A 26,477-nucleotide genomic window follows, 5' to 3' on the forward strand; every position below is an offset into this window, starting at 1 on the left:
ATTTTAGGGCCAGGAGATCTGTCCTGGCCCATTACTTTTAAATTGGGCTCAACGGTGTAAAACCGACTAAAAGGAGGTCGCCATGATTAAATTTTTATTGAAACGACTGCTTGAATTCATACCCGTTTTGCTCATCATATCATTCATTGTCTTTTCACTTGTTTTCGTAGCGGGAAATCCTGTCGCATTAATGCTGCCAGATGATGCTACCCAAGAAGAAATTGAACAATTGACGATTTCGTTAGGGCTAGACCAGCCATTTCTCGTCCAATACGGAAAATATATGTTAGGTCTCGTCCAAGGGGATTTCGGAACTTCATTCAGATACAATACGGATGCCTTGCCGTTAGTGCTTGAACGTTTGCCGGCCACACTAGAGCTCGCCGGAGCATCTATGATCATTGCAATAATCATTGCTATCCCTCTCGGCGTCTGGTCTGCAACGAAGAAAAACTCTTCATTGGATTTGGTTGCTACTGGTGGAGCGGTTATTGGCAAAGCAATGCCGAGCTTTTGGCTTGGCATTATGCTTATCTTATTGTTCTCTGTCACTCTTGGATGGTTTCCGGTGTCAGGTCGAGGGTCAATCGTGCATTTAATATTGCCCGCAATAACACTTGGAACGGGAATTGCGGCAGAAATGACGAGGCTCATTCGGTCGAGCATGGTTGAAATTTTAAACCAAGATTATGTAAGGACTGCAAAAAGTAAAGGGCTACGGGATTTCTTTGTTGTCTATAAACATGCATTCAGAAACTCACTCATACCGGTTGTCACGATTACAGCATTGCAAACTTCGTCACTAGTAGGCGGTGCTTTAATAACAGAGACTGTTTTTGCTTGGCCAGGCCTCGGACAACTTCTCATTCAAGCAGTGAATACGAGAGACATGGCAATCGTACAGGCGAGCGTTTTCGTGATAGCGATCTTAGTCATCGTAATGAATCTATTGGCTGACGTCATTTATCGAATACTGGATCCACGGATCAAGTACAATTAAGGAGGGTTCAAATGTCTGCAAATCTTCAATCACATGCTGCGGATAACGATACGGGTGTTCTAAATAGCGGGAAAAAATCGAGCGAACTTACCCGTTGGATGAAGACTCTTTTAAAAAGTAAAACAGGTACAGTAGGATTCATAATTGTTCTTACTGTATGCTTTGTGTCAGTGTTTGCAAATTACCTCGCACCTCATGATCCTGCCGCTATTAATCCGGCCAAAATGTTGAAGCCACCATCCTGGTTGGAAGGTGGAGATAAGGAGCACTTGTTAGGTACAGATAATCTTGGGCGGGATGTATTAAGTAGAATCATTTACGGTTCGAGAGTTTCCTTGCTTGTCGGTATTGCATCAGTCATTCTTGCTGGAGCTATTGGCATCGTCGTTGGTCTAGCTGCAGGTTACTATGGCGGTTGGCTGGACTCAATCCTTATGAGAATTGTAGATTCCTTCCTATCTATTCCTAATATATTATTCGCATTAGTGTTTTTAGCTGTATTCGGACCGAGTGTGCCGACGTTAATCGTCGTGCTCGGCGTGACGAACTGGGTCGCGTACGCAAGGATTATAAGGGGAGAAACACTCTCAATTAAAGAAAGGGAGTTTGTTCGGGCCGCTCGTTCAATTGGTGTACGTAACGTAACGATTATTCGTCGTCATGTTCTTCCGAATGTCATTTCTTCGTTTATCGTCATATCAACTTTGAGTGTCGCGACGACAATTATTCTAGAGGCATCTTTAAGTTTCCTTGGATTGGGTGTTCAACCTCCGACAGTATCGTGGGGCGGAATATTGAGCGATGGGCGTGACTATTTGGCAACGAGTTGGTGGTTAGCAACGTTTCCTGGGATGGCAATAACGATAACGGTTCTAGCAATTATTTTCTTAGGTGATTGGCTCCGTGATGTATTGGATCCGCGTTCACAAAGTAGAAGTTGAGGAGGTGCAGTGTAATGAAGACAGGAACAGCTATATTGGATGTGGATAATCTACATACTTATTTCAGGACGGAGCATGGTATTATTCCTTCTGTAAATGGGGTGTCCTTTGAAGTAAATGAAGGAGAAACGCTAGCAATTGTTGGCGAATCAGGATCAGGGAAAAGCGTTACGTCGCTATCTATTATGGGGTTGATTGAATCCGCTGGAAAAGTGGAAAAAGGGAGTATCCTTTTTGAAGGTAAAGATTTAACTAAAATTGGGAATAAGGAATACCGAAAATTAAGAGGAAATGACATTGCAATGATTTTCCAAGAACCTCTTTCTTCTTTGAATCCTTTATTCACAATTGGAAACCAATTATCTGAGTCTATTAAGTTGCACCAGAAAGTAGACAAGAAAGTAGCGAAAGAGAAAAGTATCGAAATGCTTCGCCACGTTGGAATTCCACGTGCTGAAAAAGTGTTTAATTCATTTCCACATGTACTAAGTGGTGGGATGAGACAACGTGTTATGATTGCGATGGCGTTATCGTGCAATCCAAAAGTACTAATTGCTGATGAGCCAACGACAGCTCTGGACGTAACGATTCAAGCGCAGATTTTAGAGCTAATGAAGAAACTAGCGAAAGAAAACAATACGGCTATTCTTATGATCACTCATGATCTTGGCGTTGTTGCTGAAATGGCAGATAAAGTTGTTGTCATGTATGCTGGACAAGTCGTAGAACATACCGACGTTTATACATTATTCAGTAATCCTAAACATCCGTATACAAAAGGTCTGCTCAATAGTACACCGAAGTTTCATGAATCAGAAGAGGTTCTTTCATCAATAACTGGGATGGTACCGACGCCTGCGAATATGCCGAAAGGTTGCAAGTTTCATCCACGTTGTCCCTTTGCGACTGAAGTATGCAAATTGAAGGAGCCGGTATTGAAAGAAATTGATTCTGATCATAAAGTTAGATGTTGGTTGTATGAAGAAGAGGAGGATGCAATCTAATATGGTTATGAAGAATGAACATCCGCCTTTATTATCAGTACAAGGACTAAAGAAGCATTTTGAGATTGGGGAAAAGCAATTACTAAAAGCGGTAGATGGTATCGATTTCACCGTCGTTGAAGGGGAAACGTTAGGGATTGTCGGTGAGTCCGGTTGCGGAAAGTCGACAACTGGTAATTTACTCATCAATTTACTTGAAAAGACGGAAGGTAAGATTATCTTGAACGGCAAAGATATGGATTCGCTGACCAAAGAAGAAGTCCGGAATTCGCGTGCCGATATTCAAATGATTTTCCAAGATCCATTTTCCTCGTTAAATCCCCGCATGAGAGTCGTAGATATTATTGGGGAGCCGTTAAAAACGCATACGAAGATGAAGAAAAGTGAAATTCAGGAAGAAGTATTCAAACTGATGGATGCGGTAGGACTCGATAGAAGTTACGGAAAGCGATACCCTCATGAATTTAGTGGTGGGCAACGGCAGCGTATCGGAATTGCTCGAGCAATTGCTCTGCGCCCAAAATTAATTATTTGCGATGAGCCGGTTTCTGCTTTGGACGTTTCCATTCAAGCTCAAGTTTTGAATTTGTTAATTGAACTGCAAAAGGAATTTAATTTGACGTTCATTTTCATTGCGCACGGATTGCCGGCTGTCAAATATATTAGTGATCGGATAGCAGTCATGTATTTAGGGAAAATAGTAGAGATCACGACGAAAGATCAGTTATTCGAAAGACCAATGCATCCTTACACGGTAAGTCTCGTTTCGGCAGTACCACTTCCCGACCCTCATCGAAGAGATCGGGAACGAGTGATTTTGGAAGGAGATATTCCAAGCAATGTGGATATTCCATCCGGTTGTAGATTTCGGACAAGATGTCCATATGCAGAAAAGAAATGTGAATTGATTGAGCCTGAGTTAATTGAAATGGAGGACGGACATTTCGCCGCATGCCATTTTCCGTTAAACGGGAATACCTCCAATCTATTATCAGGAGAGGAAGGGATGGAAAATCATGAAGGAATTTTTGCAAACGAAACAAAGTGAAATGCTTTCACTGCTAGAAAAGCTTGTTAATATTGATTCCGGCTCTGCGCATAAAAAAGGAATCGATGAAGTGGGCGGGATATTAAAAGAAATTTATGAAGAACTTGGTTTTGCTGTCGATGTCATTGAAGAGCCGGAAAACGGAAATAACATGGTAATTACGCATCCGGGCAGTAATAATCCGACGATGCTAGCCGTTGCGCATATGGACACAGTTTTCCGTGTTGGAACGGCGAGTGAAAGGCCGTTTACAATCAAAGGAGATCGTGCATATGGCCCGGGCGTTATTGATATGAAAGCGAGTCAAGTAGCGCTTGTTTATGCATTGAAGGCATTGAAGGAATACAATCCGGAAGCACTTGAAAAGATACAAATCGTTCTGAATGGTGATGAAGAGATTGGCTCGCCGACGTCGAGACATATTATTGAAAAGTACTCCGAAGGGAAAAAATATGCGCTTATTATGGAGCCGGCAAGGAAGGATGGTTCACTCGTCACGGCCCGTCGTGGGGGAGGCTATTATTCTATTTATGTAAAAGGGAAAGGTGCTCACTCAGGCATTGAACCACAAAATGGAATTAGTGCAATTGAAGAGCTTGCTCATAAAACGATCCAACTTCACGCATTGACGAATCACGAAGAAGGAATAAGTGTAAGTGTCGGTTTAATTCAAGGAGGAGAATCAGTTAATACGATTGCCCCGTCAGCTGTTGGTCACGTCGATGTGCGCATCACATATGCAGAACAGGCTGAAGAGCTTGACCGAAAGATTCGAGAAATATGTGCTACGCCATATTTAGCTGGTACAACAATCGAACTTGAAGGTGGTATTAATCGACCGCCGATGGTGAAAAACGAGCAAACGATAGAGTTTTTGGAAATCATTAAGGAGACTGGTGCTCAGTTGGGCATCGATATTACTGATGTTTCAACCGGAGGAGGATCAGATGCTTCTTTCACTTCGGCAATGGGTGTTCCGACGGTAGACGGGTTAGGACCTGTTGGAGGCAATGCGCATAGTGTTGATGAATATTTAGAAATTCCTACATTAGTAGAAAGAACGAATTTACTAACTGAATTGATTCGTAAGCTTGCAAATAAGAAATGAAGAAAAAAGGTTCCCGACATTATTGTCCGGGAACCTAGTTAACTTTCTCATATATTCCTTCATCTACATAATAAAAGAAGTTATCATCAGACATAAGTAATCGTAACTCGGCATCGCCGTCAGGACTATTTGTACTACCGTAAATGAGCAAATGTCCGGTTTCCGGCGCATAGAAGAACTCTGTATCTCCTTCAGGATTTCGGTAATGATCCCCATTGAATTTATCTCTAATTTCCTGAAGATCCTCTTCATCCGCTTCGACAGCTATAAATAAAAGCCGTTCTTCATAGTAGCCGATCATCATGCGTTTTTCTGGATAATAATAATACGTTTCCCCGTCAATTGAGTACTCTTCCTCCAAGATTTCAGGATCTCCCCATATGTTCTCGGCGGTTAAAGGAGCATCTCCTAATTTCAATCCATAAATGAATAAATAACCGTCTATCATGTCAAAGAGAAGCGGTTCATGCTCCCACTCAATCGTTTGGTCAGCGACTTCCTCGACCGGCTCTTGTCCGTCGAGCTCTTCAATTTCATCGACTGAAACTTCATCTTCTTCATGAATAGGAATGAGTTCCTGCTCGGTTTCTTCTGCCGAACAGCCCGCAACTAGTAATATAGAAGCTACTAGCGACAACCAAATGATACGTTTCATAATAAACCACCCTTTCAACAAAGTAATAGAGGCTCATCCCGTTAACAAGATTATCCAACAGATCCGTCTGCTTATCAAACAAAATTAAAAGCAGCCCATAACAATGGACTGCAGCAATGTCATTCCAACTCCAAATGCCCTCTAAGCTCCTCCTTCACATGTTCGAGCTCATCGGAATCCATCATATAATACCAAATTCCGTCCATCCGTTTTCCTTCACCTTTTACAAACGTAAATTGTTCAACGTTCTTCGTGGCATCCCGGTAATTTTTTTGCACTTCGACCATTTCATCGAATGTCATATTCGTCCGTACATTATTTCCGATTGCTTCAAAAATGCTTTTGAATTTTAACAAACTCGAGAGCTTCGAACCTTTTTGCAAAACGCCTTGAATGACTTGCTTTTGTCGATCTTGCCGACCGAAATCACCACGCGGGTCATCCATCCGCATCCGGACAAAGGCGAGTGCTTCATCCCCATTTAACGTAATCTCACCTTGCGGAAATGAATATTCATCTACAGTAAAATCTAGCGAATTCACAATGGACACACCACCAATCGCATCAATAATCTCCTTGAAGCTCTCCATATTCACTTGAACGACATAGTCAATCGGGATATCGAGAAAATGCTCAACGGTAGCGAGTGACATGTCGATTCCACCAAATGCATATGCATGATTCAGTTTATCTCCGAACCCCATTCCGACAATTTCACCGTACGTATCTCGCGGGATGCTTACCATTTTTGTCGAATGAAGCGCCGGATTCACTGTCAGGACAATTATCGTATCAGAACGACCTTTGTCGCCTTCCCTTTCATCCACACCTAAAACGAGTACGGAAAAGGGATCTTTCTCTTGAAATGTAATTGGATCCTCTCTTTTTTCAGAGATGACGCGTTCCATTGGCTCATGAATTTCTTTTGCAGTTTCCGTTAGTTCATTTACGAAAAATAGTGCATAGCAAATGAAGCCAACTAACAGAATGCTAACAAAACCTCCTATAGACAACAATAACTTCCTATACTTTGCCATTTTTATCTCCTGCCACTCAATTAAAATAAAAAATGATTTGTATTAGCAGTTTACGCAGAGACTAACAGAAGTAGACACAAAACGACTTATCTGAATATTAACTATACAACTTGTAATCTGAAATATAGGTTGCTAAACTATGAGTAGATTACAAAATGGTACAAAGGGGGCTTGTCCATGTTCATGACAGAAGTGGTGGGGGAATATGCAAAACAACAGCCGGATAAAGTGTTTACTTCCTATAACGGCAGGGAGTGGACGTATGGCGAGTTTTATGAAAAAGCGAAGAAAGTGGCGGGGTATTTTCAAGCGAAAGGGTATGAAAAAGGGGATATCATTGCTCTTTATTCGCTAAACTCCGATCTCTTTCTCGTTAGCTATTTCGGTATTCAATTAGGCGGATTTATCGTCATGCCTGTCAATACAAAGTTGGCGCCGCCGGAAGTGGAGTACATCTTCAACCATTCTGATGCGAAAGCGCTTATTTATGATAAACGATTGGAAGACGTCGTTAATGAATCAAAACATCCGTTTAAAGAAAAACTGTCAATCGGCGAACAAGGGGACATCGATCGATTGCTTGCGAGTGGTACGGATAAGTTCGAGCCAGTGGAAATAGATGGGGAAGAAACGGCAGTCGTCATGTATACATCCGGAACGACGGGCAAGCCGAAAGGGGTTATGTTGACGTATCAAAATATACTGTCGACCGCGGAAATATGGTCGGAAGCAATGTCAATTACGGACGCGGACAGGATGCTCATTTCAACGCCGTTATTCCATTGTGCCGCTTGCCACGTGTTCATGATTCCTGTCACGTATAAAGGTGGGACGGTCATTATCGAGGAAGCCTTTTCGCCGAAAGGAACAGTAGAGCTGCTCCAAAAAGCGAAGCCGACGATTTTCTTCGGAGTTCCTGCCATGTACACGATCATTTTAAACTTACCGGAAATAAATAATCTCGAGCTGGCATCCGTTCGCTTGTTCGGTTATGGAGCTGCGCCGATGCCGTACGAAATGGTGAAAAAGTTGAAAGAAACATTCCCGAATGTAAAAGTACAAAACTTGTATGGGCAGACGGAAAATTCACCAGCGGCTTCTACATTGAAGGACCATCTCGCCCTCGAAAAAATTGGCTCAGTAGGGGAAGCTTTGCCGCAAACCGAAATTCGAGTCGTCGATGAATTCGGAGAATCGCTACCAACCGGTCAAGTAGGTGAAATCGTTATGCGCGGCCCACAAGTAATGAAAGGTTATTTGAAAGACGAAGAGGAAACGAGAAGAACGATTCAGAATGGATGGCTTTACACAGGTGATCTTGGCCGAATGGATGAAGATGGCCTCCTATATATCGTCGACCGGAAGAAAGATATGATTATTCGCGGCGGAGAAAATGTCTATCCGATTGAAGTAGAGGAAGTGCTCTATCAAATTCCTGAACTATTTGAAGCAGCAGTCGTCGGTGTTCCACACGAAGTGTTAGGAGAAGTGCCGAAAGCGTATGTCGTCGTAAAAGAGGGCGCAACCCTTACCGAATCCGACATCGTAAGTCATTGCGAAAAAAATCTTGCCAACTATAAAATTCCGGTCGAAATTGAATTTCTCGATGAACTTCCGCGGAACGCGTCAGGAAAAGTGTTAAAACATACATTGCGCTCCGGCGTATTCTCAACAAAGTAAAAAAAGAAGTCCCTTCTCAATCGCTATCGACTAAGGAAGGGACTTCTTCAACTCCAAAGGCGCATAAACGGCGCTATTCACGCATAAAATCTCCCAGAAACGCATAAATCCCACGAAAAGTCCATAAACGGAAATAATTACGCATAAATGCTCCTAAAAACGCATAAACGGAAAAACTTACGCATAAATGCTCGCAAAAGCGCATAAACGCAACTACATCCTCACATGCCCTTTAATTTATCCGCAAAGTCCTCCAAACTCATATACGAATGGACGCGTTGCCGCGGCAAGGCATAGATCGGGTCGCCACGGTGGACATTTCCTTCTTCAATTGTGAAAGCGATAGTAATTCCCGTATCCTTCAGTGCTTCCACAGCTTGAGGGCTGCTTTTTCCGTAAGGATAGGCATGGGCTTTCACTGTATGGCCGCTTAAAATTTCTTCAATTGTTTCATTCGCCTCCCGCAAATCGGTACGAATGTCAACGCGCGATTTCGACTGCAAATAGCTCAAGCCTGTGCGCGAATTGAACATATGGAACGCATGTGTATGGTTTTGATAGGAATACACATCTGTTGTCGATCGGATTGCATATTCGGAAACCATTCCTGGCCTGCCGATTCTGCTTGTAATTAGGAAGGAGGTCGCCTTGAAGCCATGACGCTTTAATATTGGATACCCGAGTTCAATCGTCGATTCATACCCGTCGTCAAACGTAATAAGGACGGACTTTTCGGGGAGGTTGAGCTTACCATGCACCCATAATTCCAATTGCCTTGGCGTAATCGTTGTCCAATTGTTCTCTTTCAAGTATGCCATCTGTTCCTCGAACTTCTTCACCTCAAGAACGGAAAGATTATCTCCCTGTTTGAACTTCGTCAAATCATGGTACATGAGAACGGGAATCCCGGCATCAATGACAACGTCCTTCTTATTTATATAAGCAGTCTTTCCGCCGAAGTTAATTGGATAAAAGTCGCCTTTAGCCCGTTGAAGCTGGATTGTCATATTCGGTTGGAGAAGCCCGATTTCACTTGCTCTCGCTGTTGCCGCATTTAGAACCGGGACATGCTTCGTTGTTTTTCCCCGAACCGGATAAGCACCCTTCGTACCTCCGTAGCTATCATTGACAGTAACGGCTCGTTTTTTTGAAAACTTCACTTCTTCTTTGCCAATGACCGTATGGTAATAGCGGGGCGATTCCTTCACGATTGACACGGAGACACCTTCCTGGAATACTCCCACTTTTTGCAAATGATTAAAAACAGGTGTTGTTTCTATGATGTAAACGGTTGGTAGGCTACTTGCTTTTGTCGTGATTGGGAAAACAAAAGCGAATAAAAGCGCCAACCAAAAGCCTCTATTCAAATAATTTACTTCCTTTCTTTTTACATAGTAAAACCTTTGTGAACAATTCGGCTTGTCCACAAAGGGCTAAAGTAACAGCTTTTTCGGTTTTAGTAATATTTCTTAATTAAAGAGGATGTCATCCCTGTAATTTTGTTGTAAATCGTCTTCAAGGAATTGGAGGAAACGGTCTGTTAACGCTGCTGCTTGTGCCCGCGTCAATGACTCTTGCGGGTTAAAACGGTTAAATTCGTCTCCTGATACGAGCCCGAGTTCGGTTGCAACGTAAACACTGTCTTTTGCCCATTCCGAGATTTTATGATCATCCCTGTAGTGTGTTCGGAAGCCTGGACTTGGTGCGCGACCTTCCATACCTAACGCACGTACGAGAATGGCAACTGCTTGAACGCGGGTCAAACGAGCATTCGGATTGAATTGTTCAGGTGTAACACCGTTAATAATCCCTTTTTCCACTGCGCTTTCTATATACAAATAATCGGGGTCTTTCACATTCAAATCTTTGAAGATCGGAACTCTCGGTACTCTCTTATTATTTTTTGAATCCTCAAGCACACGAACGTCGACAGCTTTCAAGATGCCGACCGTATATTGATAACGATTCATCGGTGTATTCGGTGAGAAAAATTGTGATGTTTCATCAAACACGCCTAATGAGTATAGCTTTTCAATATGATCTTTCGCCCAATGGTTATTCAAGTCACGAAACTTAGGAACGATTAATCTTTCTAATGTTGGAGTATTCTCTTGTGAAAGCTTAATACTTCTCGTTCCAGAGTAGTACGGATAAGAATACGTATACTCACCAACCATATTAGAATTACTAATGACAATATGCCCTCCTGTGAAACTCGAAAAAGAAGGATCGTGCGGCTGGTATTCCAACGTTTTTGTTTTACTGTCGGATACTTTGCTCGTTACAAAAGTCGTACTGGAGTTTCCAACAATTTCATACTCAATAATTTGAGTTTCAGTCGCACCCCAAAAGTTTTTATACCCCATGTTTCGACCTGTCATATGAACTTTAATAGTCTCATCGATTCCGGTAGTAATATACGGTCGTTTTACTTTATATAGTTTAGTTCCAACAAGATCTCCTGAATAGTAATCAGAAGCGGGGCGGTTATCTGTGACAGTTGCTTGAGAGAACTGGAAGTCTTCCAGTGTATAAACAGTTTTTGTAGTAGTTGTGATTTTCTCTGAATAACTTTTTACAGTTGTCTTGGATGTAGTTTGTCCCTTATCTGTTCGATTATCAATAGTGGTTTCGAAAACTACATTCCTAACGAGCTTATCGCCATTTGCACTTGTTAAATTGTGTCGATAAGTCGTTGTGATTTTATCTTTTGATTGCCGTTCCGTAATAACCGGTTTTCCTGTAAACGTGATTGGATAGGACTCCAAAAAGAATACTTCCTCGTAAGTATTTTCATTTAAAACGCCCCCATTAAAGTCGGGTGGACTTGCTTCTGTTGGGGCGGCCGTGACAGCGAAAAATACGGATAATGTTATGAATAGGATTATTGGTTGTAAAAGACATCGGACATTCATTTGAATTACTCACCTTTATTCTAATTAATTATATAAACGATACTTGCGTTAGTTCTTCCGTAGTTCGTTTCCGCAATAATAAATGCGGTATCTCCTTTTGTAATACTAATCGGATCAACAATCCTTTTATTACGTATGAAGATTGTGCCTTCATGGAAATATACTTTTCCTGAAGATTGTAATTCAAAGAAACTTTGTTCAGTATTTATAGATGTAATTTTCTCTCGAAGGTTTTTTTCAGTGTACTTTTGAATAATGACATGCTCAACAATTTCCTTGTTGAAGTGCATCGTTGTAATGAAAAAAGCATTATACTTGTTGTAATAACGGTACTGGGATTTATTAATTAATTCATTACCAAAATAAACATCTGCTTCTTTGGATAACTGAAAAGAACTGTTGCTATTATAATAAGACCAGTATCTCCACGAGTTTGCTTCATATTTTCTTCCGTCTCTAATAGTAATTTTACCGGTTACAGAATTTAAAAGTTGGATATTTCCTTTTCGAATAGATTCCACTTCTTTTTCGGCATCAAGAATTTCAACTTTATCCATATGGATTGCTCCGGCTCGATGTATAGTAAGCTTGACTCTAGATCCTTCTACGAGAGCACCTTTATCCGTGTTTCCGTAGTAAGCTCTTATTTGAGTAGTCGGTCGGAAAAAGTATTTTTCCAGTTTCCCGGTATTCTGTTCTAAAATGATGTATCTTCCGTGCTCGTCCAAATAATGAAGGGTACCAATAATTATTCTCCCTTGCTCATCTAGTTGTCCGCTAATTATTCCTGTTTTGCCCCTTAAATTTCGTACACGATTATGACTGACATCCACTTCAACTTCCATCCCTAGTTTGAATGCGTCGATAGTCACAGGACGGGAATCGACCGTCAATTGAGCAGACGTATCGATGTTCAGTGTAATCGTCCGTCCTTCTGCATTTTTGATTATCAATTCTTTTAATCTTCTTTCCGTACGATTCTGATCTAGTTGCACGTCCTCATATGTAACGTTTTCAAATGTCCCTTTAACAGGAGCACTAGCTTTCGCTGTAGGAACTAGTGCAAGCCCAGCTATGAAAAGTACGATTACCATACAGAATGAAAATCTTTTAAGCACGACACCACCTCCGTATTTATGCTTTTGTCTATTTAGTATATCGGTTAAATGTGACTAGTTGTTAGAAAGAGTTCAAAAATGGATTTAGGATTGATAGAATAATAGAAACTACCTTGCATTTTGAAAATTTGTAATGTATTATTGTGAGCGTTATGAGGTAAATAGTAGGAAAGGATGATTCATATGAAGTTGAAAAAGTACGGCCTATTATTTGGAAGCGCTTTATTGAGTGTCTCGATCCTTGCAGCTTGCGGCGATTCAGACAAAGATAGCGGCACAGAAAGCAAAGGGAACGCTGATGGACTCGATACAAGAATCGTAACGATTGCAACGGGTGGATCTTCTGGGCCGTATAACATTATTGGAACAACTTTGGCAAATGAGTACTCCAATGAGTTCGGAGTGAATTCAAAACCACAGTCAACAGGAGCATCGGTTGAAAACATTAACTTAATTAAAGAAGGAAAAGTTGAAATGGCTTTTGTCATGAGTGACGTGTTGACAGAAGCAACTGAAGGAATTGGCAACTTCCCTGAAAAGGTGGACAAAGTGCAGCAAATTGCAGCGCTATATCCGAACTATGTACAAATTGTAACGACGGCCGATTCAGGTATTAAGACAATTGAAGATTTGAAAGGTAAGCGCGTTGCAGTTGGTGATCAAAACTCAGGCGTAGAAGTAAACGCACGCAATTTGCTCAACGGTTTCGGCATTACGTATGATGATTTGAAAGTTGATTATTTAGGTTATGCGGAAGCGGCGGACGGGCTTAAATCTGGTAGCATCGATGCAGCATTCCTTACAAGTGGACTTCCGAACTCGTCGGTGATGGAGCTTGCAGCAAGTATCGATCTTGCACTTGTAGCTGTAGACCCGGCTAAAATTGAAGAACTCGCAAAAGATCAACCATACTTCGTCGCATTGGACATCCCTGCTGACACATACGGTAATGTGGAAGCGATTCCAACAGCGGCAATTATGAATGCATTAGTCGTGAGCAGTGATTTGAGCGAAGATGATGTATATAAATTGACGAAGAAGTTTTTTGATAGCTTGGAAACTCTTGGGAACTCTCACCAAGCCGCAACAGAAATTACACTTGAAGGTGCACAGCAAGGCATGGTAGCACCTGTTCACCCTGGTGCACAAAAGTACTACGATGAGCAAAAGTAAGATTTTTCTTAGTGGGAGCATGTTAGTGATCATGCTCCTTCTTTCTCTTTTTTTCATTAGAATTCCTACCATTCAACTATCGTATATGGATGGTAGTTTTTATTTAATTGACAACACGTTTGAACTCGGCTGGATTCATTCGGTCGAAAAGGAACCTTGGTTCGAAACATATGAACGAAAAGGCCTTTCCCTCTATTTAACAACGACGAGGTTTAAGACATTCGGTGCTGGTGCTCCGTCATCGAAGAACATCATTGAGGCAGAAGACGGTTTTATCCATATGGTTATCGATGAAAAGATGGATGAAATCCGGCTAGCCGTTTCAGGAAATGTCCAAACGACTTTGTATACGAAAAATAGTGAAATCCCTTTATATGAACTAGTTGACGATTATGACACGATTGTCCTCCAAGTCGTGAAAGCATCATTATGGAATTTATTAAGAGGTGAAAAAATTGACTAAACAAGAAAACAGGCCAGCCGTTCTAGATCAAACAGAAGTGCTAACCGAAGAACAACAGGCTGAGCTTCTCGAGAAGTTTGATACGGAGTCGAAAGTACGAAAGTTCTCGGGAAAGAAAGTCGCATTTTTTGTGTCAGTAATTGCTGTCTTCTATTCTCTCTTCCATTTATATATTACATTCAATCCGATGCCTGCGCTTCAACAGCGAGCAGTTCACGTCGCCATTGGGATTGCGATTATCTACCTTATTTATCCGACGTATAGTAAACAGAACCGAAGTAAAGTAGCTGTTTACGATTGGTTGCTATTCGTCTTAAGTTTAGCAACTGCGGGTTATTTAATAATGGAATATAGTGCGATCGTGACAACTCGCGGCGGAATTCCTAATACGATGGATATCGTTATGGCGATGTTAACTGTCGTTCTAATTTTGGAAGCTGCTCGTCGGGTGACGGGTTGGATCCTCCCGGTATTGGCGCTTGTCTTCCTATCCTACCCATTCTTCAGCCATATGAGTTGGGTTCCGTTGAAAATGGCGACACGTCAATATGATTTAGGTGATATTTTCGGGCAAATGTATTTGAAAACGGAAGGGCTTTATTCCACAGCGATCGGTGCTTCTGTATCGTTCATTTTCCTTTTCATCCTCTTTGGCGCCTTTTTGGCGAAATCAGGGATGGGGCAATTTTTCAATGATTTAGCTCTTGCGCTTGCAGGTCATAAGCAAGGGGGCCCGGCGAAAGTCGCGGTCATTTCGAGTGGTTTCATGGGAAGTATAAACGGTGCCGCTGTTGCGAACGTTGTCGGAACTGGTGCGTTCACGATTCCGATGATGAAACGCGTCGGTTACTCGAAAAACTTTTCCGGTGCCGTTGAAGCGAGTGCTTCTGTCGGTGGACAAATTTTACCGCCAATTATGGGAGCGAGTGCTTTCATCATGGCGGAAACGACTGGCGTGAAATACGGGACAATCGCTTTAGCTGCCCTTATTCCTGCTGTTCTATACTTCCTTGCGGTCATTATGCAAGTGCATTTCCGCGCAGGGAAGGAAAATTTGAAAGGGATTCCAAAACCAGATCTTCCACGTGTGAAAGAAGTTATGAAGGAACGCGGTCATCTATTAATCCCGATTGTGTACCTAATTTATCTTCTTTATCGTAACGTTCCAATTGGCCATGCGGCTTTTTATACAATCGTTGCAACCGTCATCATTGCAGCACTTAGAAAGACGACGCGAATGTCAATTAAGGACATTATTGGGGCGTTAGATAGCGGTGCGCGCCAATCGCTCTCTGTGATGGTGGCGTGTGCGGTCGTCGGTATTATTATCGGAGTAGTCAGCTTGACAAGTTTCGGTAACGTCATGACTTCTTCAATCGCAAGCCTTGGAGCAGGATCTTTATTCTTAACATTGTTCTTTACGATGGTTGCGTCAATGATCTTAGGAATGGGGCTTCCTTCTATTCCTGCATATATCATTACAGCGACGATGGCTGCACCTGCTTTGGCGGCGTTTGACGTGCCAATCCTTGTTGCGCATATGTTCGTATTCTATTTCGGCATCTTTGCGAACATTACGCCACCTGTTGCGCTTGCTGCATTTGCAGGGGCGGGTATATCAGGCGGAGATCCGATGAGAACCGGCTTTATAGCACTTAAACTTTCAGCTGCGGGCTTCCTTATTCCGTACATGTTCGTTTACAATCCTGCGATGCTAATGATCGATACGACAGGAGTTGCTATGAATGCTCGAGAGTTTCCTGTTGCTGCAACGATGGATATCGCGATGATTACGATAACTGCAATCGTTGGCATAATCGGCTTGAGTGCCGCGATTGAAGGATATTTTAAAACAACTATGAATCCACTTTGGCGGGTTGTTTTAGCAGCGGGAGCGTTCATGATGATTATCCCGGAAACAGTGACAGATGTCGCCGGCATCATTATAGTTGGCGCTATGTTTGTTTTAAACTATATGAAGAACAAAAAAGAAGAACAATCTTTGATGCAAACATAATTACAATTGAATAATAAAATAATACACACCACCATTCAGCCTTGCTTGGGGGTGTGTTTTGTTTTTACATAGTATTGCGAAATCTATTTACTGTTTCCAATTGTAAACAGTATAATAGTAGGAACTCTATACAGAAACGAGGAATTTAACTTGTTAAGATATCAAATGCAACGATTCATTATGCTAGTTGCCATTCTTTTCGTTATGCTTCCACTTACGACGTCTGCTTCTGCAGAACCGATTAATGAAATACGACAACTTATTAAAGAGTATTATATCGATGACGTCCCTGAGTCGGTATTGTCGAGAAGTACAGCAAAAGAGATTACGAACGGCCTTGACCCTCATTCGGTATACATGACTAAGCAAGAATATGAAGCATTCATTAACGGAATCGAACAGCGTATCGTCGGAATTGGCGTTGTGCTTGAGGAAAGCGATATTGGTATAAAAGTAATTTCCGTCATTAAAGATGGTCCAGCTTCGAAAGCAGGCATCCTTCCTGGTGATATCATTACACACGTCGGCGGTACATCTTTAAAAGGAAAGTCTGTACAGGCGGCAATCCCTTTAATTAGTGGCAAAGAAAACACAAACGTCTCCCTTACGATTGAACGGGAAAAGACAGATAGGCCAATCAACATGACGATTCGTCGGGCGGAAATTCATTTACCGACAGTAGAATCGGACATGCTTGGCGGAAATATTGGTTATATCCGGTTAAACAGTTTTGCAACAGATTCTAGTAAGGAAATGGAGAATGCAATCCAATCGCTTTCAGGTGCTGAAGCGTTCATTGTCGATATCCGAAATAACGGAGGCGGCTATATTACCGCTGCGCAAGAAATTGCTGGCTTTTTCCCCGGGGTGGAGCAAGCATTTCAATTGCGCGAGAAAAATAAGAATCCGGCAATATATCCTGCCGTTCATCAAAAACAACAAATTACCGGTCCCGTATCTTTACTTGTCAATGAATACAGTGCAAGTGCATCCGAAATGTTGGCTGTGAACTTGAAAGAGCAAAAAGCTGCGAAGTTGTATGGAGCAAACACGTATGGTAAAGGGACAATGCAATCGATGTACGCATTTAACGACGGCAGTGTATTGAAAATGACGACCGCCCGTTTTTATTCGCCTAAAGGCATTGCTGTCGATAAAATCGGTGTGTTGCCTGACGTGAAGACAAAGAAAAACGACGAATTGACAACGGCGCATTATGATCTGCTACTTGCGAGTTTGAAAGACTATCAAGCATTCCCTTCGTTGACGAATGTCGAGACGACGAAAAAGTTTACAGTGAGCATGACGAAGGAAATGGAATGGCGTCATCTTGGAAATAAATCTGTCCAATTACTAGAAGTCGGTGGAAAAGAGAGCAGTGTCCGCATTGCTGTGAAGGATGGAAAGACGATTGAAGTAATTCCCGAAGCACCGTTACTTTCAGGCGGAAAATATGTGCTAATTATCCACCCGGTTTGGAAGGATAAGAAGGGGAATGGCGTGAAAAAAGGAATCTATCTAGATGTAACAGTAAAATAAGAAAGAGATTGAGAGCTTGTCCGTTAACGAATGGATACGCTCTCACTTTCTTTGGGGGATTCTAATCCTCGCTTCGGGGAATGAATGGATCGCCGTCTCATCTCTTTCTCTAAAAGCGTGATGAACTGTGGGCAAAGTTTTAACGCGACTGCTTTTCTGTACGAGTCCATTAGAAAATCGTCTGGCAAACTTATCAATTCTATTTCCTCCTTCGTGTCATAAAATTACTTCCGATTGCATACGTTGAAGTTTGGCTGTTTTTACCTTATCAAATTTTAATTGTCGGAACAACCGTTCCGATATCCACAATCAATCGTGGATAAGTTGTGGTTAACTTGTTCGTAAGTCGATTAAGCCAATGGGGTTGTGGTGGATAACGTGGGTAAAGTTATCCACAGGAAGGCGGAAGCGCGAAAATTGTCGAAAGATTTTCTTTGTTATTCACTTATGCACAAATTTATGTTGATATTGTTTCATAATTCGCATAACATTATATGAAAAACAAATGGAGGAGAGGAACGTGTTTCAGTTTGATACGCTTGGACAAGAAATTGTAGAAGAGCTCTCCAATTTAATAAAGGAACAGGTCATTCTTACAGACCGTCGCGGTTTTATTCAAGCGAGTACGGATCTACAGAGAATTAACCAATTCCATGAGGGCGCTTTGCTAAGCCTACGAGAGAAAAAAATCCTCCATATGACAGAGAACGAGTTGAAAAGATTACGCGGGGTGCGAAAAGGTGTCGTCTTGCCAATTGTCATTGAAGGAGAACCAATTGGCGTACTTGGAATTACAGGAGAACCAAAACGTATTCATCCACAGGCGCAGCTCATCTTGCGGGTCGCGGAACTGTTCATCCAAGACGCGATGAAGCGTAAGCAGAGAGAAGAAAAGGTGAGAGACTTAGAATTTTTCGTGTTCGACTGGCTCACTGGAGCAAAGATAGATGTTCGTTTCCATGAAAGAGGTGCCGTATTAGGCATCGATGTTATTCGGTATACGCAAGTTGTCGTCATTGAAGTGATGAATACAGAAGACCAATTTACAATTGACGAAGTAGATAGTTTCATGCTAAATCAAAACATCCATGCTGATCTTAAAATGATTCGATGGGGACAAGATAAGATTCTCATGCTTCTGCCGGACATGAATCAGGACATGCTAAAAAGCGAACTTGAATATTTTCTTTTATACATTAAGAGAAGGAAAAAGATTACCGTAGCGGCGGGAATTGGCGGAAGGACCGATTACGTGAACTTATCAAAGTCGTTCGTCCAAGCGGAAAGAGCTGCAAATGCCTCGAAGAAACTGAACCGGGTCCTTTTTGAGCACGAGCTCCGTTTTGAGCTAATTCTACAAAGCATTGGGGAATCGACCCGCGATGAATTCATTAAGCGAACTGTCGCGCCACTACTCGAAGATCGGGAACTACTGCACAATCTTCAAGTTTGGTTCGCTGAAAACCAATCGATGCAAAACACCGCGAAAAAATTACATATTCATAAAAACACACTTTCGTACCGGCTACAAAAAGTTGAGCAGCTCACGGGACTATCTGTTTCGAATGTCCATGACGTCCTCCTCCTTTATCTCGGTATCCGGCTGTTAGATGAAATGAAGTAAACAGGTTCCTTTTGAATGTTGAATTCAGAAGGAGCCTTTCTTAATTTCTCGTTTTCCGCTTAAGAGTTCTCGTTCTCGCATCAAGAGTTCTCGTTTTCTCTCGAAGACTTCTCGTTTCCTAGCTAAAAGTTCTCATTCACGGGCAAAGAGTTCTCGTTCTCTCTCAAAGAGTTCTCATTTCCCCCAAAAAACTTCTCATTCCCTCACCTCAAATCCGCGATTTTTGTATACGCAAACAAAAAAATGTTGAAATATGACTAAAATGTTGTGCGTACACCTATATCATCATAATCATCTAACTATTAGAATTAAACAAAGAATTATAAAATTGAAGGAGGCTGCTTCATGGATGTGCAAGTGAAAGAACGATTAATTGCAATCACGGGTAGTGCTCATGCGAAAACGTCGACTGCGCAGAAGTTAGCATATTCGTACGATGCAACGGCTAATTTCCAAGCGCTTCCGGATGTAGTCCTTTCTCCTGCTTCCATTGAGGAAATCCAAGAGATTGTAAAAGTTTGTGCGGAATATGGAGTTCCAATCGTTTCCCGCGGATCCGGAACGAATCTCGCGGCTGGGACGACACCGACTTCCGGGGGAGTCGTCGTTTTATTCAACCGGATGAACAAGATTTTAGAGCTGGATGAAGAAAATTTGACGGTGACGGTCCAGCCTGGCGTCATTACACAAACAATTAATGAAAAGGTTGCGGAAAAAGGGTTGTTTTATCCTCCCGATCCGAGTTCGATGAGCATTTCGACAATCGGTGGGAACGTGAGCGAGAATTCTGGAGGCTTGCGGGGGTTGAAATATGGCGTTACGCGCGATTATGTAAAGGCATTGAAAATTGTCCTCCCGAGCGGCGAACTGCTAACAACGGGTGGAAAGCTTGCGAAAGATGTAGCCGGCTACGATTTGACAAGCTTATTCGTCGGTTCGGAAGGGACACTCGGAATTATAGTGGAAATTACATTAGGTCTCATCCCGGCACCTGAAGCAAAGAAAACGCTCTTAGTATTTTACGACACACTTGAGCAGGCAGCACAAACGGTTTCATCGATCATTGCGGCGAAAATCGTCCCGGCGACGCTTGAGTTTATGGATAAAGGAACGATTGAAGCGGTTGAGGAGTTCATGAAAATTGGCTTGCCTACAAATTGTGAAGCGATGTTGCTCATTGAACAGGATGGTGATCCAGTCGTCGTCGAAAACGACATGGCACTCGTCCACAAGTTATGTATGGAGCACGGTGCGACGTCAACACAAATGGCGCAAACAGCGGGAGAGGCAGAGCGGCTAAGCATTGCGCGCAGAGTCGCATTGTCTGCGCTCGCAAGGAAACGGCCGACGACGATTCTTGAAGATGCAACCGTTCCGCGCTCCGAAATTGCGAAGATGGTGAAGGCTGTCCAAGAAATTGCTGTGAAGTACGATTTACTTATTTGCACATTTGGACATGCGGGAGACGGCAACTTGCATCCGACGATATTGACGGACGTAAGGGACGAGGCGGAAATGGCAAGAGTGGAAATGGCGTTCGCGGAAATCTTCGAGCAAGCGATTAAACTTGGCGGCACGATTACAGGTGAACACGGAGTCGGTGAAATGAAAGCGCCTTATTTAGAATGGAAAATCGGTAAAGCAGGAATGGACACGATGAAAAGTATAAAGCACGCAATCGATCCGCTCAATATTATGAACCCCGGTAAAATATTCGCCAAGTCCACGAAGAAAAGGGTAGTGGTGCATCATGAGTAACGCTCAAGCGCATCTGATGCGGAAATCCTTTGTCACACACGTCGATGAAAACAGATTGATGGATTGTATGCGATGCGGTTTCTGTCTGCCAGCCTGCCCTACTTATATCCATTCAGATTATGATGAAACCCAATCGCCCCGTGGTAGAATTGCCCTTATGAAAGCGGTACGCGATGGCGTTGTCGAATGGGACGGTTCCATTGAGGAGGCTTTCGACCTTTGTCTCGGGTGCAGAGCGTGCGAACCCGCATGTCCAGCTGGTGTCCAATACGGAACACTAATCGAGGAAACACGTGAAGCGGTCCTATCCGTAAAATCGCAGTCGTTGAAGGAGAAAGCGATTCGGAAAGGAGCATTTGATCATCTTTTCGCCGATCAGCGAAAGATGAAGACTGCCGTGAAATTAGTGACGTTCTATCAAAAATCTGGTTTGCAAAAAGTTGTTCGGAAAGTTGGTTTTTTGGAGTTGTTTCCGCCATTCATGAAAGAGATGGAAAAATCATTGCCTGACCCACCGAAAAAGCGTCGGAAACTGGCACTATCTATCGAGAAGAAAACGACGGTCGCCTTCTTCGCTGGCTGCCTCATGGATACGATGTTCCGGGAGACGAACCGGAATACAATCGAACTCCTAAACAGACTCGGCTGTGAAGTGGTTATTCCGAAAAACCAGCAATGTTGCGGAGCGTTGCAAGGGCATAGCGGTGAAATGGACCGAGCGAGACGAAATGCAAAAGCAAATGTCGAAGCATTCGACCTAGATGGCATCGATTACATCGTCAACAACGCGGGCGGATGCGGAGCATTCTTGTTTGAATATGACCGACTGTTTGAAAATGATCCAGCTTTGCTTCCGTTGGCACAGCAATTTGTTGAAAAGCAAATTGATATTTCCTCGTTGCTCGTGAAGCTCGGCATCATTGATGAGTTGTTGAAGCAACCAACGGCGGAAGCAACGGAAATCGTCACGTACCAAGATTCCTGCCATTTACGAAACGTCAACGGGGTGAAGGACGAGCCAAGGGAACTATTGAAAGCAGTGAAAGGCAGTCTATTTGTGGAAATGCCCGGTGCGCATTTATGTTGCGGTTCCGCCGGTGTATATAATTTACTTCAACCAGAAATGGCTTCACGAATTCTCGGTTCGAAAATGGAAGAGGTGAAAAAAGTCCAAGCAACGACGATCATTACGACAAATCCAGGTTGTTTGCTTCAAATGAAAGTCGGTGTGGAGAAGGAAGGCTTGTCCGGAACAACCCGCGCCATGCATGTTGTCGATTTTATTTACGAAAAAATGATAGGGAAAAATGGAGGGAAATGAAATGAAAATGAAAAAAGGTAGAATTTTAGGGGCAATCGGCTTAACGGCGATGCTTATGCTAGGCGCTTGTTCAAAAGACGATACGAGTAGCGCATCAAGTGATAAAGAATACAATTTGAAAATGTCCGTAACAGTGAACGACTCATCCACATGGTACAAAGCTGCGGAAAAGCTCGCAAATGACTTGAAGGAAGAGACGGACGGCAGAATTACAATTGAAGTGTTTCCGAATGAACAGTTATCAGGTGGGGACCAAGGGAAAGGTGTCGAGCTTCTTGCAAAAGGGCAGACAGATCTGAGCTTACACTCTACAATCATTTATTCTATTCTTGATGACCGATTCGGTGTCGCAAGTGCACCGTTCCTATTCAGCGATCATGCAGGTGCCGACAAAGTATTCAGTAGTAAAGGCGGCGAAATGATCGGGGATATTTTGAATGAAAAAGGCGTTGAATTGCTAGGGTTCGGGGAAAACGGCTTCCGCCAAATTACAAACAGCAAACATGAAATTAAATCTCCAGCGGATATGAAAGGCTTGAAAGTCCGTATTCCTGGTATAAACATGTACACGGATTTGTATCGTGCATTAGGTGCTGACCCTACGACTATGGCATTTTCCGAAGTGTTTACTTCATTGCAAACAGGAACGATCCAAGGACAGGAAAATCCAATCGACGTCATCCATTCTTCTAAGCTGAATGAAGTTCAAGATTATTTGACGACATGGAACTATTCTTACGACCCGTTAGTGCTCGGCATTAACAAGAAGCTATTCGATTCGATGAGTAAGGAAGACCAAGAATTGTTCAAAAAGCTTGGGAAAGAAGCTGCTGCTTACCAAATCGAGCTTGCGCGTGAAAAAGAATCACAGCAAATTGCAGAGTTGAAAGCGGCAGGCATGAAGTTTTATGAGCCGACAGAAGCGGAAATGGACCAATTTAAAGCAGCCGTTCAACCGCTATATGAAAAATACAAAGATATTTGGGGCGAAGATTTACTAAAAGCGTTCCAAGATCAATAAGTGGAGGGAACATGAATGGAAAGAGTGATTAGCAGATTAGAAGAGTGGATTGTTGTAATCGTTTTATCCATCATGTCCACGATTGCTTTCGTTAATATTTTGTCGAGAGGATTTGCAAAGTATTCATTCTCCTTTGCTGAGGAAATTACGGTAAATCTTTTCGTAGCACTCACTTTCGTCGGAACAGCCATCGGTGTGCGTCAATACGCGCACCTTGGCTTCACTTTGTTTTATGATATTGCAAATTTGTTTGTGAAAAACATTATTACAATTGTTGTTGGTGCATTGATGTCGCTATTGTTTGTCATTCTAATTTATTTTGGCATTCAAATGCTTTTATTCCAAGTGCAAATGGGACAGAAAACACCGTCACTTGGATGGCCGCAATGGATGTTCTCGATGTCGATGCCAATCGGGGCGGCTCTATGCTTATTCAGAACGGTGCAAGCGACAATTAAAGAGTTGCGCGAGCAAAACGGGAAAGGGGAGCAGGCGGTATGACGGCATTCTTATTATTTGGTCTGTTTTTCTTGCTCGTCATGCTTCGGTTGCCGATTGCGGTTGCTCTTGCTATTTCGTCTATTGCTGTGCTTTTTGCGGGCAGTGGGTTGTTCGGCCTAGAACTTGTCGCAGATATTATGTATACGAGTGTGTCGAAGTTCACGTTGCTTGCGATTCCATTTTTCATTTTGGCAGGTGTCATTATGGAGCAGGCAGGCATTTCGAAAAGGCTCATTGATTTCGCGCAAGCGCTCGTTGGCCATCGGAAAAGTGGAATCGTTTTCGTTACGGTTATGACAGCAATTTTTTTCGCAGCAATTTCAGGTTCGGGCCCGGCGACAGTCGCTGCAATCGGTGGCATCCTCATTCCGGCAATGGTGAAGAACGGATTTAAGAAGGAGACAGCGGGTGGTCTCGTTGCGGGTTCAGGGGCAATCGGCATCATTATTCCTCCGAGTATCGCGTTTATCGTCTTCGCAGTCGTTGCGGGTGATCAAATTCCGGTCTCGATCGGACGGCTGTTCATTGCGGGCATTATTCCTGGTTTGTTGCTTGGTGTCGGTTTTATTCTTGCGGCAATGTTTGTTCGATGGAAGCAGGAACGCGATGAAGGCCCGGTTGAAGGATATGTCGAGGAACGAGCTACTGTAAGTGAACGTTTTAAAGCCTTTGCTAGTGCGATTTGGGGATTATTAATTCCTATTATCATTTTAGGTGGGATTTACGGCGGATTCTTTACGCCTACTGAAGCTGCGGTTGTTGCGGTGTTTTACGGGTTGTTTGTTGGCTTCGTCATTTATAGGGAACTGAACTTGAAAAAGCTTTACGACATTTTAGTTGCTGCTTCAGTCCAGACGGCGACAGTTATGTTTATCGTCAGTGCAGCGTCCGTCTATGCGTATATCATTACGACAGAGCAAATTGCAAGACAAATTTCTAGTGCGATGCTTGGCATTTCTGAAAATCCGATTATCATTCTATTGCTTGTGAACGTATTGCTATTAATTGCCGGGATGTTCATCGATGCGATATCTGCTTATTACATTTTTATTCCAATTTTATTGCCGATCATGCTTGTCATGAATGTCGATCCGACTGTTTTTGGCGTCTTCATGACGGTCAACTTGGCAATTGGGTTATTTACACCGCCTGTAGGGTTGAACCTGTTCGTTGCGGCGGGCATTTCCGGAACATCGATCGGCAGGCTATCGATAGGGGTTCTTCCTTTCATCGTATCTTCAATTATCATCCTGCTGCTCATTACATTTATACCGCAAATATCAACATTTTTACCAGATTTATTAAACGTCAAATAGGGGGGATTTGGCATGAAACTTAAGGGGCAAACAGCAATTATTACAGGAGCGGCGAGCGGTATCGGGGCTGAATGTGCCGTTCGTCTTGCAAAAGAAGGTGCAAATATCGTCCTAATTGACTTAAATCCTTGTGTGAAAACAATCGATTGTATTCAAAGCGAAAATGCTGATGCGAAAGTGTTGGAATGTCTAGGGGACATCCGCGATCCGGAATTCGTCAAAGCGGCTGTCGCACGTGCTTCCGATTCGTTTGGCGAACTGCATATTTTAGTAAACAATGCAGGAACTTGCGGAAGGCTCGGAATCGATAGGATGACACTCGATATTTGGGATCGGGATATGGATACAAATGTGAAAGCTGCATTTTTGTTCATTCAATCAGTCGTTTATCCGCATATGGTTGACCAACAATATGGACGAATTATTAATATTAGTTCCATTTCGGGCATGAACGGCGGCGTTACGTCAGGAGATGGTGTGAATGGACGTTCTGGTCCGGCTTATGCAGCGTCTAAAGGGGCAGTCATTGCGTTAACGAAATGGGTGGCAAAGGAATTGGGAGCTGCTGGTATTACGTGTAATTCCGTTGCGCCGGGGGCGACCGAAACCGGCATCACTTCTGGTGTCCCGTATGACGTCAGCCCGCAAGCGATTAAACGAATGGGGACGCCTGCAGATATTGCCGAAGCGGTCCTCTATTTCGCATTGCCGGAATCGGGCTATACGACCGGCCAAGTATTGAAGGTCGATGGGGGCTATAGCTTTGGATAAACGAATTCAAGCTGTACATGACAAGAAGACGGATCGGATTGCTGGGCGTTTCATGAAAGGTATTGATTTATTTGAAGGGATTAAAGGTGTTTGCAATGCATTCGGAGTGGAAGCGGCCCAGTTCCAATGTATCGGATCGCTAGAGTACGCAACGTATGTCCAATTGGACCAAAACGAAGATGGTTCGTTGCAATATTCATCGGAAACCGTTACAGATACACCGATTGAATTATTATCGGGAACCGGATTTGTCGGCTTAGATATGGATGGGGAGTTGGAAGTCCATTTCCACGGAATGTTCGTCGACTGCGATAAAAACTTAAATGGCGGGCATTTTCTCGACGGGAAAAATCCGGTCGCCGTCACAATCGAGTTCGTGCTATTTCCATTGAACGGTATTCGGATGCAACGAGGGTTGGATGAAATTTCAGGTATTCCTGTATTTCAATTTAAGGGGAAGGAGTGAG

24 protein-coding genes are annotated in these 26,477 nt (G+C 42.9%); 18 read left to right on the forward strand and 6 right to left on the reverse strand.

The genetic code is table 11. The features are described from left to right. The first annotated feature begins 82 nt into the window (after positions 1 to 82). Genes QM454_RS09625 through QM454_RS09645 form a run of 5 tightly spaced genes read left to right on the forward strand, consistent with a single transcriptional unit; the run spans position 83 to position 5,101 of the window. The gene (locus QM454_RS09625) at positions 83 to 1,000 is read left to right on the forward strand and encodes an ABC transporter permease (RefSeq protein WP_432357293.1); all 918 of its coding nucleotides are present in this window, start codon (positions 83 to 85) and stop codon (positions 998 to 1,000) included. 11 nt (positions 1,001 to 1,011) lie between these two features. After that, positions 1,012 to 1,941 (forward strand): ABC transporter permease, encoded by a 930-nt coding sequence (locus QM454_RS09630; protein ID WP_432357295.1) that lies wholly within the window; start codon positions 1,012 to 1,014, stop codon positions 1,939 to 1,941. A 14-nt stretch (positions 1,942 to 1,955) separates the two neighbouring features. Further along, the gene (locus QM454_RS09635) at positions 1,956 to 2,945 is read left to right on the forward strand and encodes an ABC transporter ATP-binding protein (RefSeq protein ID WP_432357297.1); all 990 of its coding nucleotides are present in this window, start codon (positions 1,956 to 1,958) and stop codon (positions 2,943 to 2,945) included. Between the two features lie 7 nt (positions 2,946 to 2,952). Next, positions 2,953 to 3,993, forward strand: coding sequence for an ABC transporter ATP-binding protein (locus QM454_RS09640; RefSeq protein ID WP_432363937.1), 1,041 nt, complete (start codon positions 2,953 to 2,955; stop codon positions 3,991 to 3,993). Then, the gene (locus QM454_RS09645; protein WP_432357299.1) at positions 3,962 to 5,101 is read left to right on the forward strand and encodes a M20 family metallopeptidase; all 1,140 of its coding nucleotides are present in this window, start codon (positions 3,962 to 3,964) and stop codon (positions 5,099 to 5,101) included. Before QM454_RS09640 ends, QM454_RS09645 begins: the two co-directional genes overlap by 32 nt. A 34-nt stretch (positions 5,102 to 5,135) precedes the next feature. On the opposite strand, the gene QM454_RS09650 is transcribed toward QM454_RS09645, so the two are convergent. After that, on the reverse strand, positions 5,136 to 5,756 hold the full coding sequence (locus QM454_RS09650) for a hypothetical protein (protein ID WP_432357301.1): 621 nt from the start codon (positions 5,754 to 5,756) through the stop codon (positions 5,136 to 5,138). A gap of 119 nt (positions 5,757 to 5,875) precedes the next feature. Continuing rightward, positions 5,876 to 6,793, reverse strand: coding sequence for an LCP family protein (locus tag QM454_RS09655; protein ID WP_432357303.1), 918 nt, complete (start codon positions 6,791 to 6,793; stop codon positions 5,876 to 5,878). Positions 6,794 to 6,970: 177 nt separating this feature from the next. On the opposite strand from QM454_RS09655, the gene QM454_RS09660 reads away from it, so the two are divergent. After that, entirely contained in the window at positions 6,971 to 8,473 is a 1,503-nt protein-coding gene (locus QM454_RS09660; RefSeq protein ID WP_432357305.1) for a class I adenylate-forming enzyme family protein, read from the forward strand. A gap of 221 nt (positions 8,474 to 8,694) precedes the next feature. Here QM454_RS09660 and QM454_RS09665 read toward each other — a convergent pair whose 3' ends face one another. The 3 genes from QM454_RS09665 to QM454_RS09675 all read right to left on the reverse strand — a co-directional run bounded on the left by QM454_RS09665 (position 8,695) and on the right by QM454_RS09675 (position 12,506). After that, the gene (locus QM454_RS09665) at positions 8,695 to 9,840 is read right to left on the reverse strand and encodes a polysaccharide deacetylase family protein (protein WP_432357307.1); all 1,146 of its coding nucleotides are present in this window, start codon (positions 9,838 to 9,840) and stop codon (positions 8,695 to 8,697) included. Positions 9,841 to 9,942: 102 nt separating this feature from the next. Continuing rightward, entirely contained in the window at positions 9,943 to 11,388 is a 1,446-nt protein-coding gene (locus QM454_RS09670) for an S-layer homology domain-containing protein (RefSeq protein WP_432357309.1), read from the reverse strand. 20 nt (positions 11,389 to 11,408) lie between these two features. After that, positions 11,409 to 12,506 (reverse strand): hypothetical protein, encoded by a 1,098-nt coding sequence (locus tag QM454_RS09675; RefSeq protein WP_432357310.1) that lies wholly within the window; start codon positions 12,504 to 12,506, stop codon positions 11,409 to 11,411. Between the two features lie 183 nt (positions 12,507 to 12,689). Between QM454_RS09675 and QM454_RS09680 the strand changes: the two genes are divergently transcribed. The 4 genes from QM454_RS09680 (at position 12,690) to QM454_RS09695 (ending at position 17,698) form a co-directional block, all read left to right on the forward strand. After that, a complete protein-coding gene (locus QM454_RS09680; RefSeq protein ID WP_432357312.1) occupies positions 12,690 to 13,679 on the forward strand; it encodes a TAXI family TRAP transporter solute-binding subunit in 990 nt (329 codons plus the stop codon). A 31-nt stretch (positions 13,680 to 13,710) separates the two neighbouring features. Then, entirely contained in the window at positions 13,711 to 14,142 is a 432-nt protein-coding gene (locus QM454_RS09685) for a DUF1850 domain-containing protein (RefSeq protein ID WP_432363939.1), read from the forward strand. Beyond that, entirely contained in the window at positions 14,135 to 16,159 is a 2,025-nt protein-coding gene (locus QM454_RS09690; RefSeq protein ID WP_432357314.1) for a TRAP transporter permease, read from the forward strand. The genes QM454_RS09685 and QM454_RS09690 overlap by 8 nt, the downstream gene beginning before the upstream one ends. Before the next feature lie 150 nt (positions 16,160 to 16,309). After that, positions 16,310 to 17,698 carry a S41 family peptidase gene (locus QM454_RS09695; protein WP_432357316.1) on the forward strand — a complete coding sequence of 463 codons (1,389 nt, stop codon included), beginning with the start codon at positions 16,310 to 16,312 and terminating at the stop codon, positions 17,696 to 17,698. A 23-nt stretch (positions 17,699 to 17,721) separates the two neighbouring features. Here QM454_RS09695 and QM454_RS09700 read toward each other — a convergent pair whose 3' ends face one another. After that, the gene (locus QM454_RS09700; RefSeq protein WP_432357318.1) at positions 17,722 to 17,895 is read right to left on the reverse strand and encodes a sporulation histidine kinase inhibitor Sda; all 174 of its coding nucleotides are present in this window, start codon (positions 17,893 to 17,895) and stop codon (positions 17,722 to 17,724) included. Between the two features lie 323 nt (positions 17,896 to 18,218). Between QM454_RS09700 and QM454_RS09705 the strand changes: the two genes are divergently transcribed. From QM454_RS09705 to QM454_RS09740, 8 genes are all read left to right on the forward strand, one after another. Beyond that, complete coding sequence (locus tag QM454_RS09705) at positions 18,219 to 19,322, forward strand: CdaR family transcriptional regulator (protein WP_432357320.1); 1,104 nt, start codon at positions 18,219 to 18,221, stop codon at positions 19,320 to 19,322. Between the two features lie 345 nt (positions 19,323 to 19,667). Continuing rightward, positions 19,668 to 21,080, forward strand: coding sequence for an FAD-binding oxidoreductase (locus QM454_RS09710; RefSeq protein WP_432357322.1), 1,413 nt, complete (start codon positions 19,668 to 19,670; stop codon positions 21,078 to 21,080). Continuing rightward, positions 21,073 to 22,401 (forward strand): (Fe-S)-binding protein, encoded by a 1,329-nt coding sequence (locus QM454_RS09715; RefSeq protein WP_432357324.1) that lies wholly within the window; start codon positions 21,073 to 21,075, stop codon positions 22,399 to 22,401. The genes QM454_RS09710 and QM454_RS09715 overlap by 8 nt, the downstream gene beginning before the upstream one ends. 1 nt (position 22,402) lies before the next feature. Further along, positions 22,403 to 23,422: a DctP family TRAP transporter solute-binding subunit gene (locus tag QM454_RS09720; RefSeq protein ID WP_432357326.1), complete on the forward strand. Its 1,020-nt coding sequence runs from the start codon at positions 22,403 to 22,405 to the stop codon at positions 23,420 to 23,422. A 15-nt stretch (positions 23,423 to 23,437) separates the two neighbouring features. After that, the gene (locus QM454_RS09725) at positions 23,438 to 23,923 is read left to right on the forward strand and encodes a TRAP transporter small permease (protein ID WP_432357328.1); all 486 of its coding nucleotides are present in this window, start codon (positions 23,438 to 23,440) and stop codon (positions 23,921 to 23,923) included. Continuing rightward, a complete protein-coding gene (locus tag QM454_RS09730; RefSeq protein WP_432357330.1) occupies positions 23,920 to 25,239 on the forward strand; it encodes a TRAP transporter large permease in 1,320 nt (439 codons plus the stop codon). Before QM454_RS09725 ends, QM454_RS09730 begins: the two co-directional genes overlap by 4 nt. A gap of 12 nt (positions 25,240 to 25,251) precedes the next feature. Next, positions 25,252 to 26,010: an SDR family NAD(P)-dependent oxidoreductase gene (locus QM454_RS09735; protein WP_432357332.1), complete on the forward strand. Its 759-nt coding sequence runs from the start codon at positions 25,252 to 25,254 to the stop codon at positions 26,008 to 26,010. Then, positions 26,003 to 26,476, forward strand: coding sequence for a PPC domain-containing DNA-binding protein (locus QM454_RS09740; protein WP_432357333.1), 474 nt, complete (start codon positions 26,003 to 26,005; stop codon positions 26,474 to 26,476). Before QM454_RS09735 ends, QM454_RS09740 begins: the two co-directional genes overlap by 8 nt. The last annotated feature ends 1 nt before the right edge of the window (position 26,477 follow it).

Origin of the sequence: Sporosarcina sp. UB5, from assembly GCF_050859005.1 — a bacterium.
In the GTDB taxonomy this organism is placed as follows: domain Bacteria; phylum Bacillota; class Bacilli; order Bacillales_A; family Planococcaceae; genus Sporosarcina.

Bases quoted from the DNA above. Each gene is read 5' to 3' on its own strand.
- QM454_RS09640 (WP_432363937.1), top strand. From the start codon at position 2,953: ATGAAGAATGAACATCCGCCTTTATTATCAGTACAAGGACTAAAGAAG.
- QM454_RS09630 (WP_432357295.1), top strand. From the start codon at position 1,012: ATGTCTGCAAATCTTCAATCACATGCTGCGGATAACGATACGGGTGTT.
- QM454_RS09710 (WP_432357322.1), top strand. From the start codon at position 19,668: ATGGATGTGCAAGTGAAAGAACGATTAATTGCAATCACGGGTAGTGCT.
- QM454_RS09655 (WP_432357303.1), bottom strand. From the start codon at position 6,793: ATGGCAAAGTATAGGAAGTTATTGTTGTCTATAGGAGGTTTTGTTAGC.
- QM454_RS09730 (WP_432357330.1), top strand. From the start codon at position 23,920: ATGACGGCATTCTTATTATTTGGTCTGTTTTTCTTGCTCGTCATGCTT.
- QM454_RS09645 (WP_432357299.1), top strand. From the start codon at position 3,962: ATGAAGGAATTTTTGCAAACGAAACAAAGTGAAATGCTTTCACTGCTA.
- QM454_RS09650 (WP_432357301.1), bottom strand. From the start codon at position 5,756: ATGAAACGTATCATTTGGTTGTCGCTAGTAGCTTCTATATTACTAGTT.
- QM454_RS09725 (WP_432357328.1), top strand. From the start codon at position 23,438: ATGGAAAGAGTGATTAGCAGATTAGAAGAGTGGATTGTTGTAATCGTT.
- QM454_RS09715 (WP_432357324.1), top strand. From the start codon at position 21,073: ATGAGTAACGCTCAAGCGCATCTGATGCGGAAATCCTTTGTCACACAC.
- QM454_RS09660 (WP_432357305.1), top strand. From the start codon at position 6,971: ATGTTCATGACAGAAGTGGTGGGGGAATATGCAAAACAACAGCCGGAT.
- QM454_RS09685 (WP_432363939.1), top strand. From the start codon at position 13,711: ATGCTCCTTCTTTCTCTTTTTTTCATTAGAATTCCTACCATTCAACTA.
- QM454_RS09670 (WP_432357309.1), bottom strand. From the start codon at position 11,388: ATGAATGTCCGATGTCTTTTACAACCAATAATCCTATTCATAACATTA.
- QM454_RS09680 (WP_432357312.1), top strand. From the start codon at position 12,690: ATGAAGTTGAAAAAGTACGGCCTATTATTTGGAAGCGCTTTATTGAGT.
- QM454_RS09735 (WP_432357332.1), top strand. From the start codon at position 25,252: ATGAAACTTAAGGGGCAAACAGCAATTATTACAGGAGCGGCGAGCGGT.
- QM454_RS09720 (WP_432357326.1), top strand. From the start codon at position 22,403: ATGAAAATGAAAAAAGGTAGAATTTTAGGGGCAATCGGCTTAACGGCG.
- QM454_RS09625 (WP_432357293.1), top strand. From the start codon at position 83: ATGATTAAATTTTTATTGAAACGACTGCTTGAATTCATACCCGTTTTG.
- QM454_RS09635 (WP_432357297.1), top strand. From the start codon at position 1,956: ATGAAGACAGGAACAGCTATATTGGATGTGGATAATCTACATACTTAT.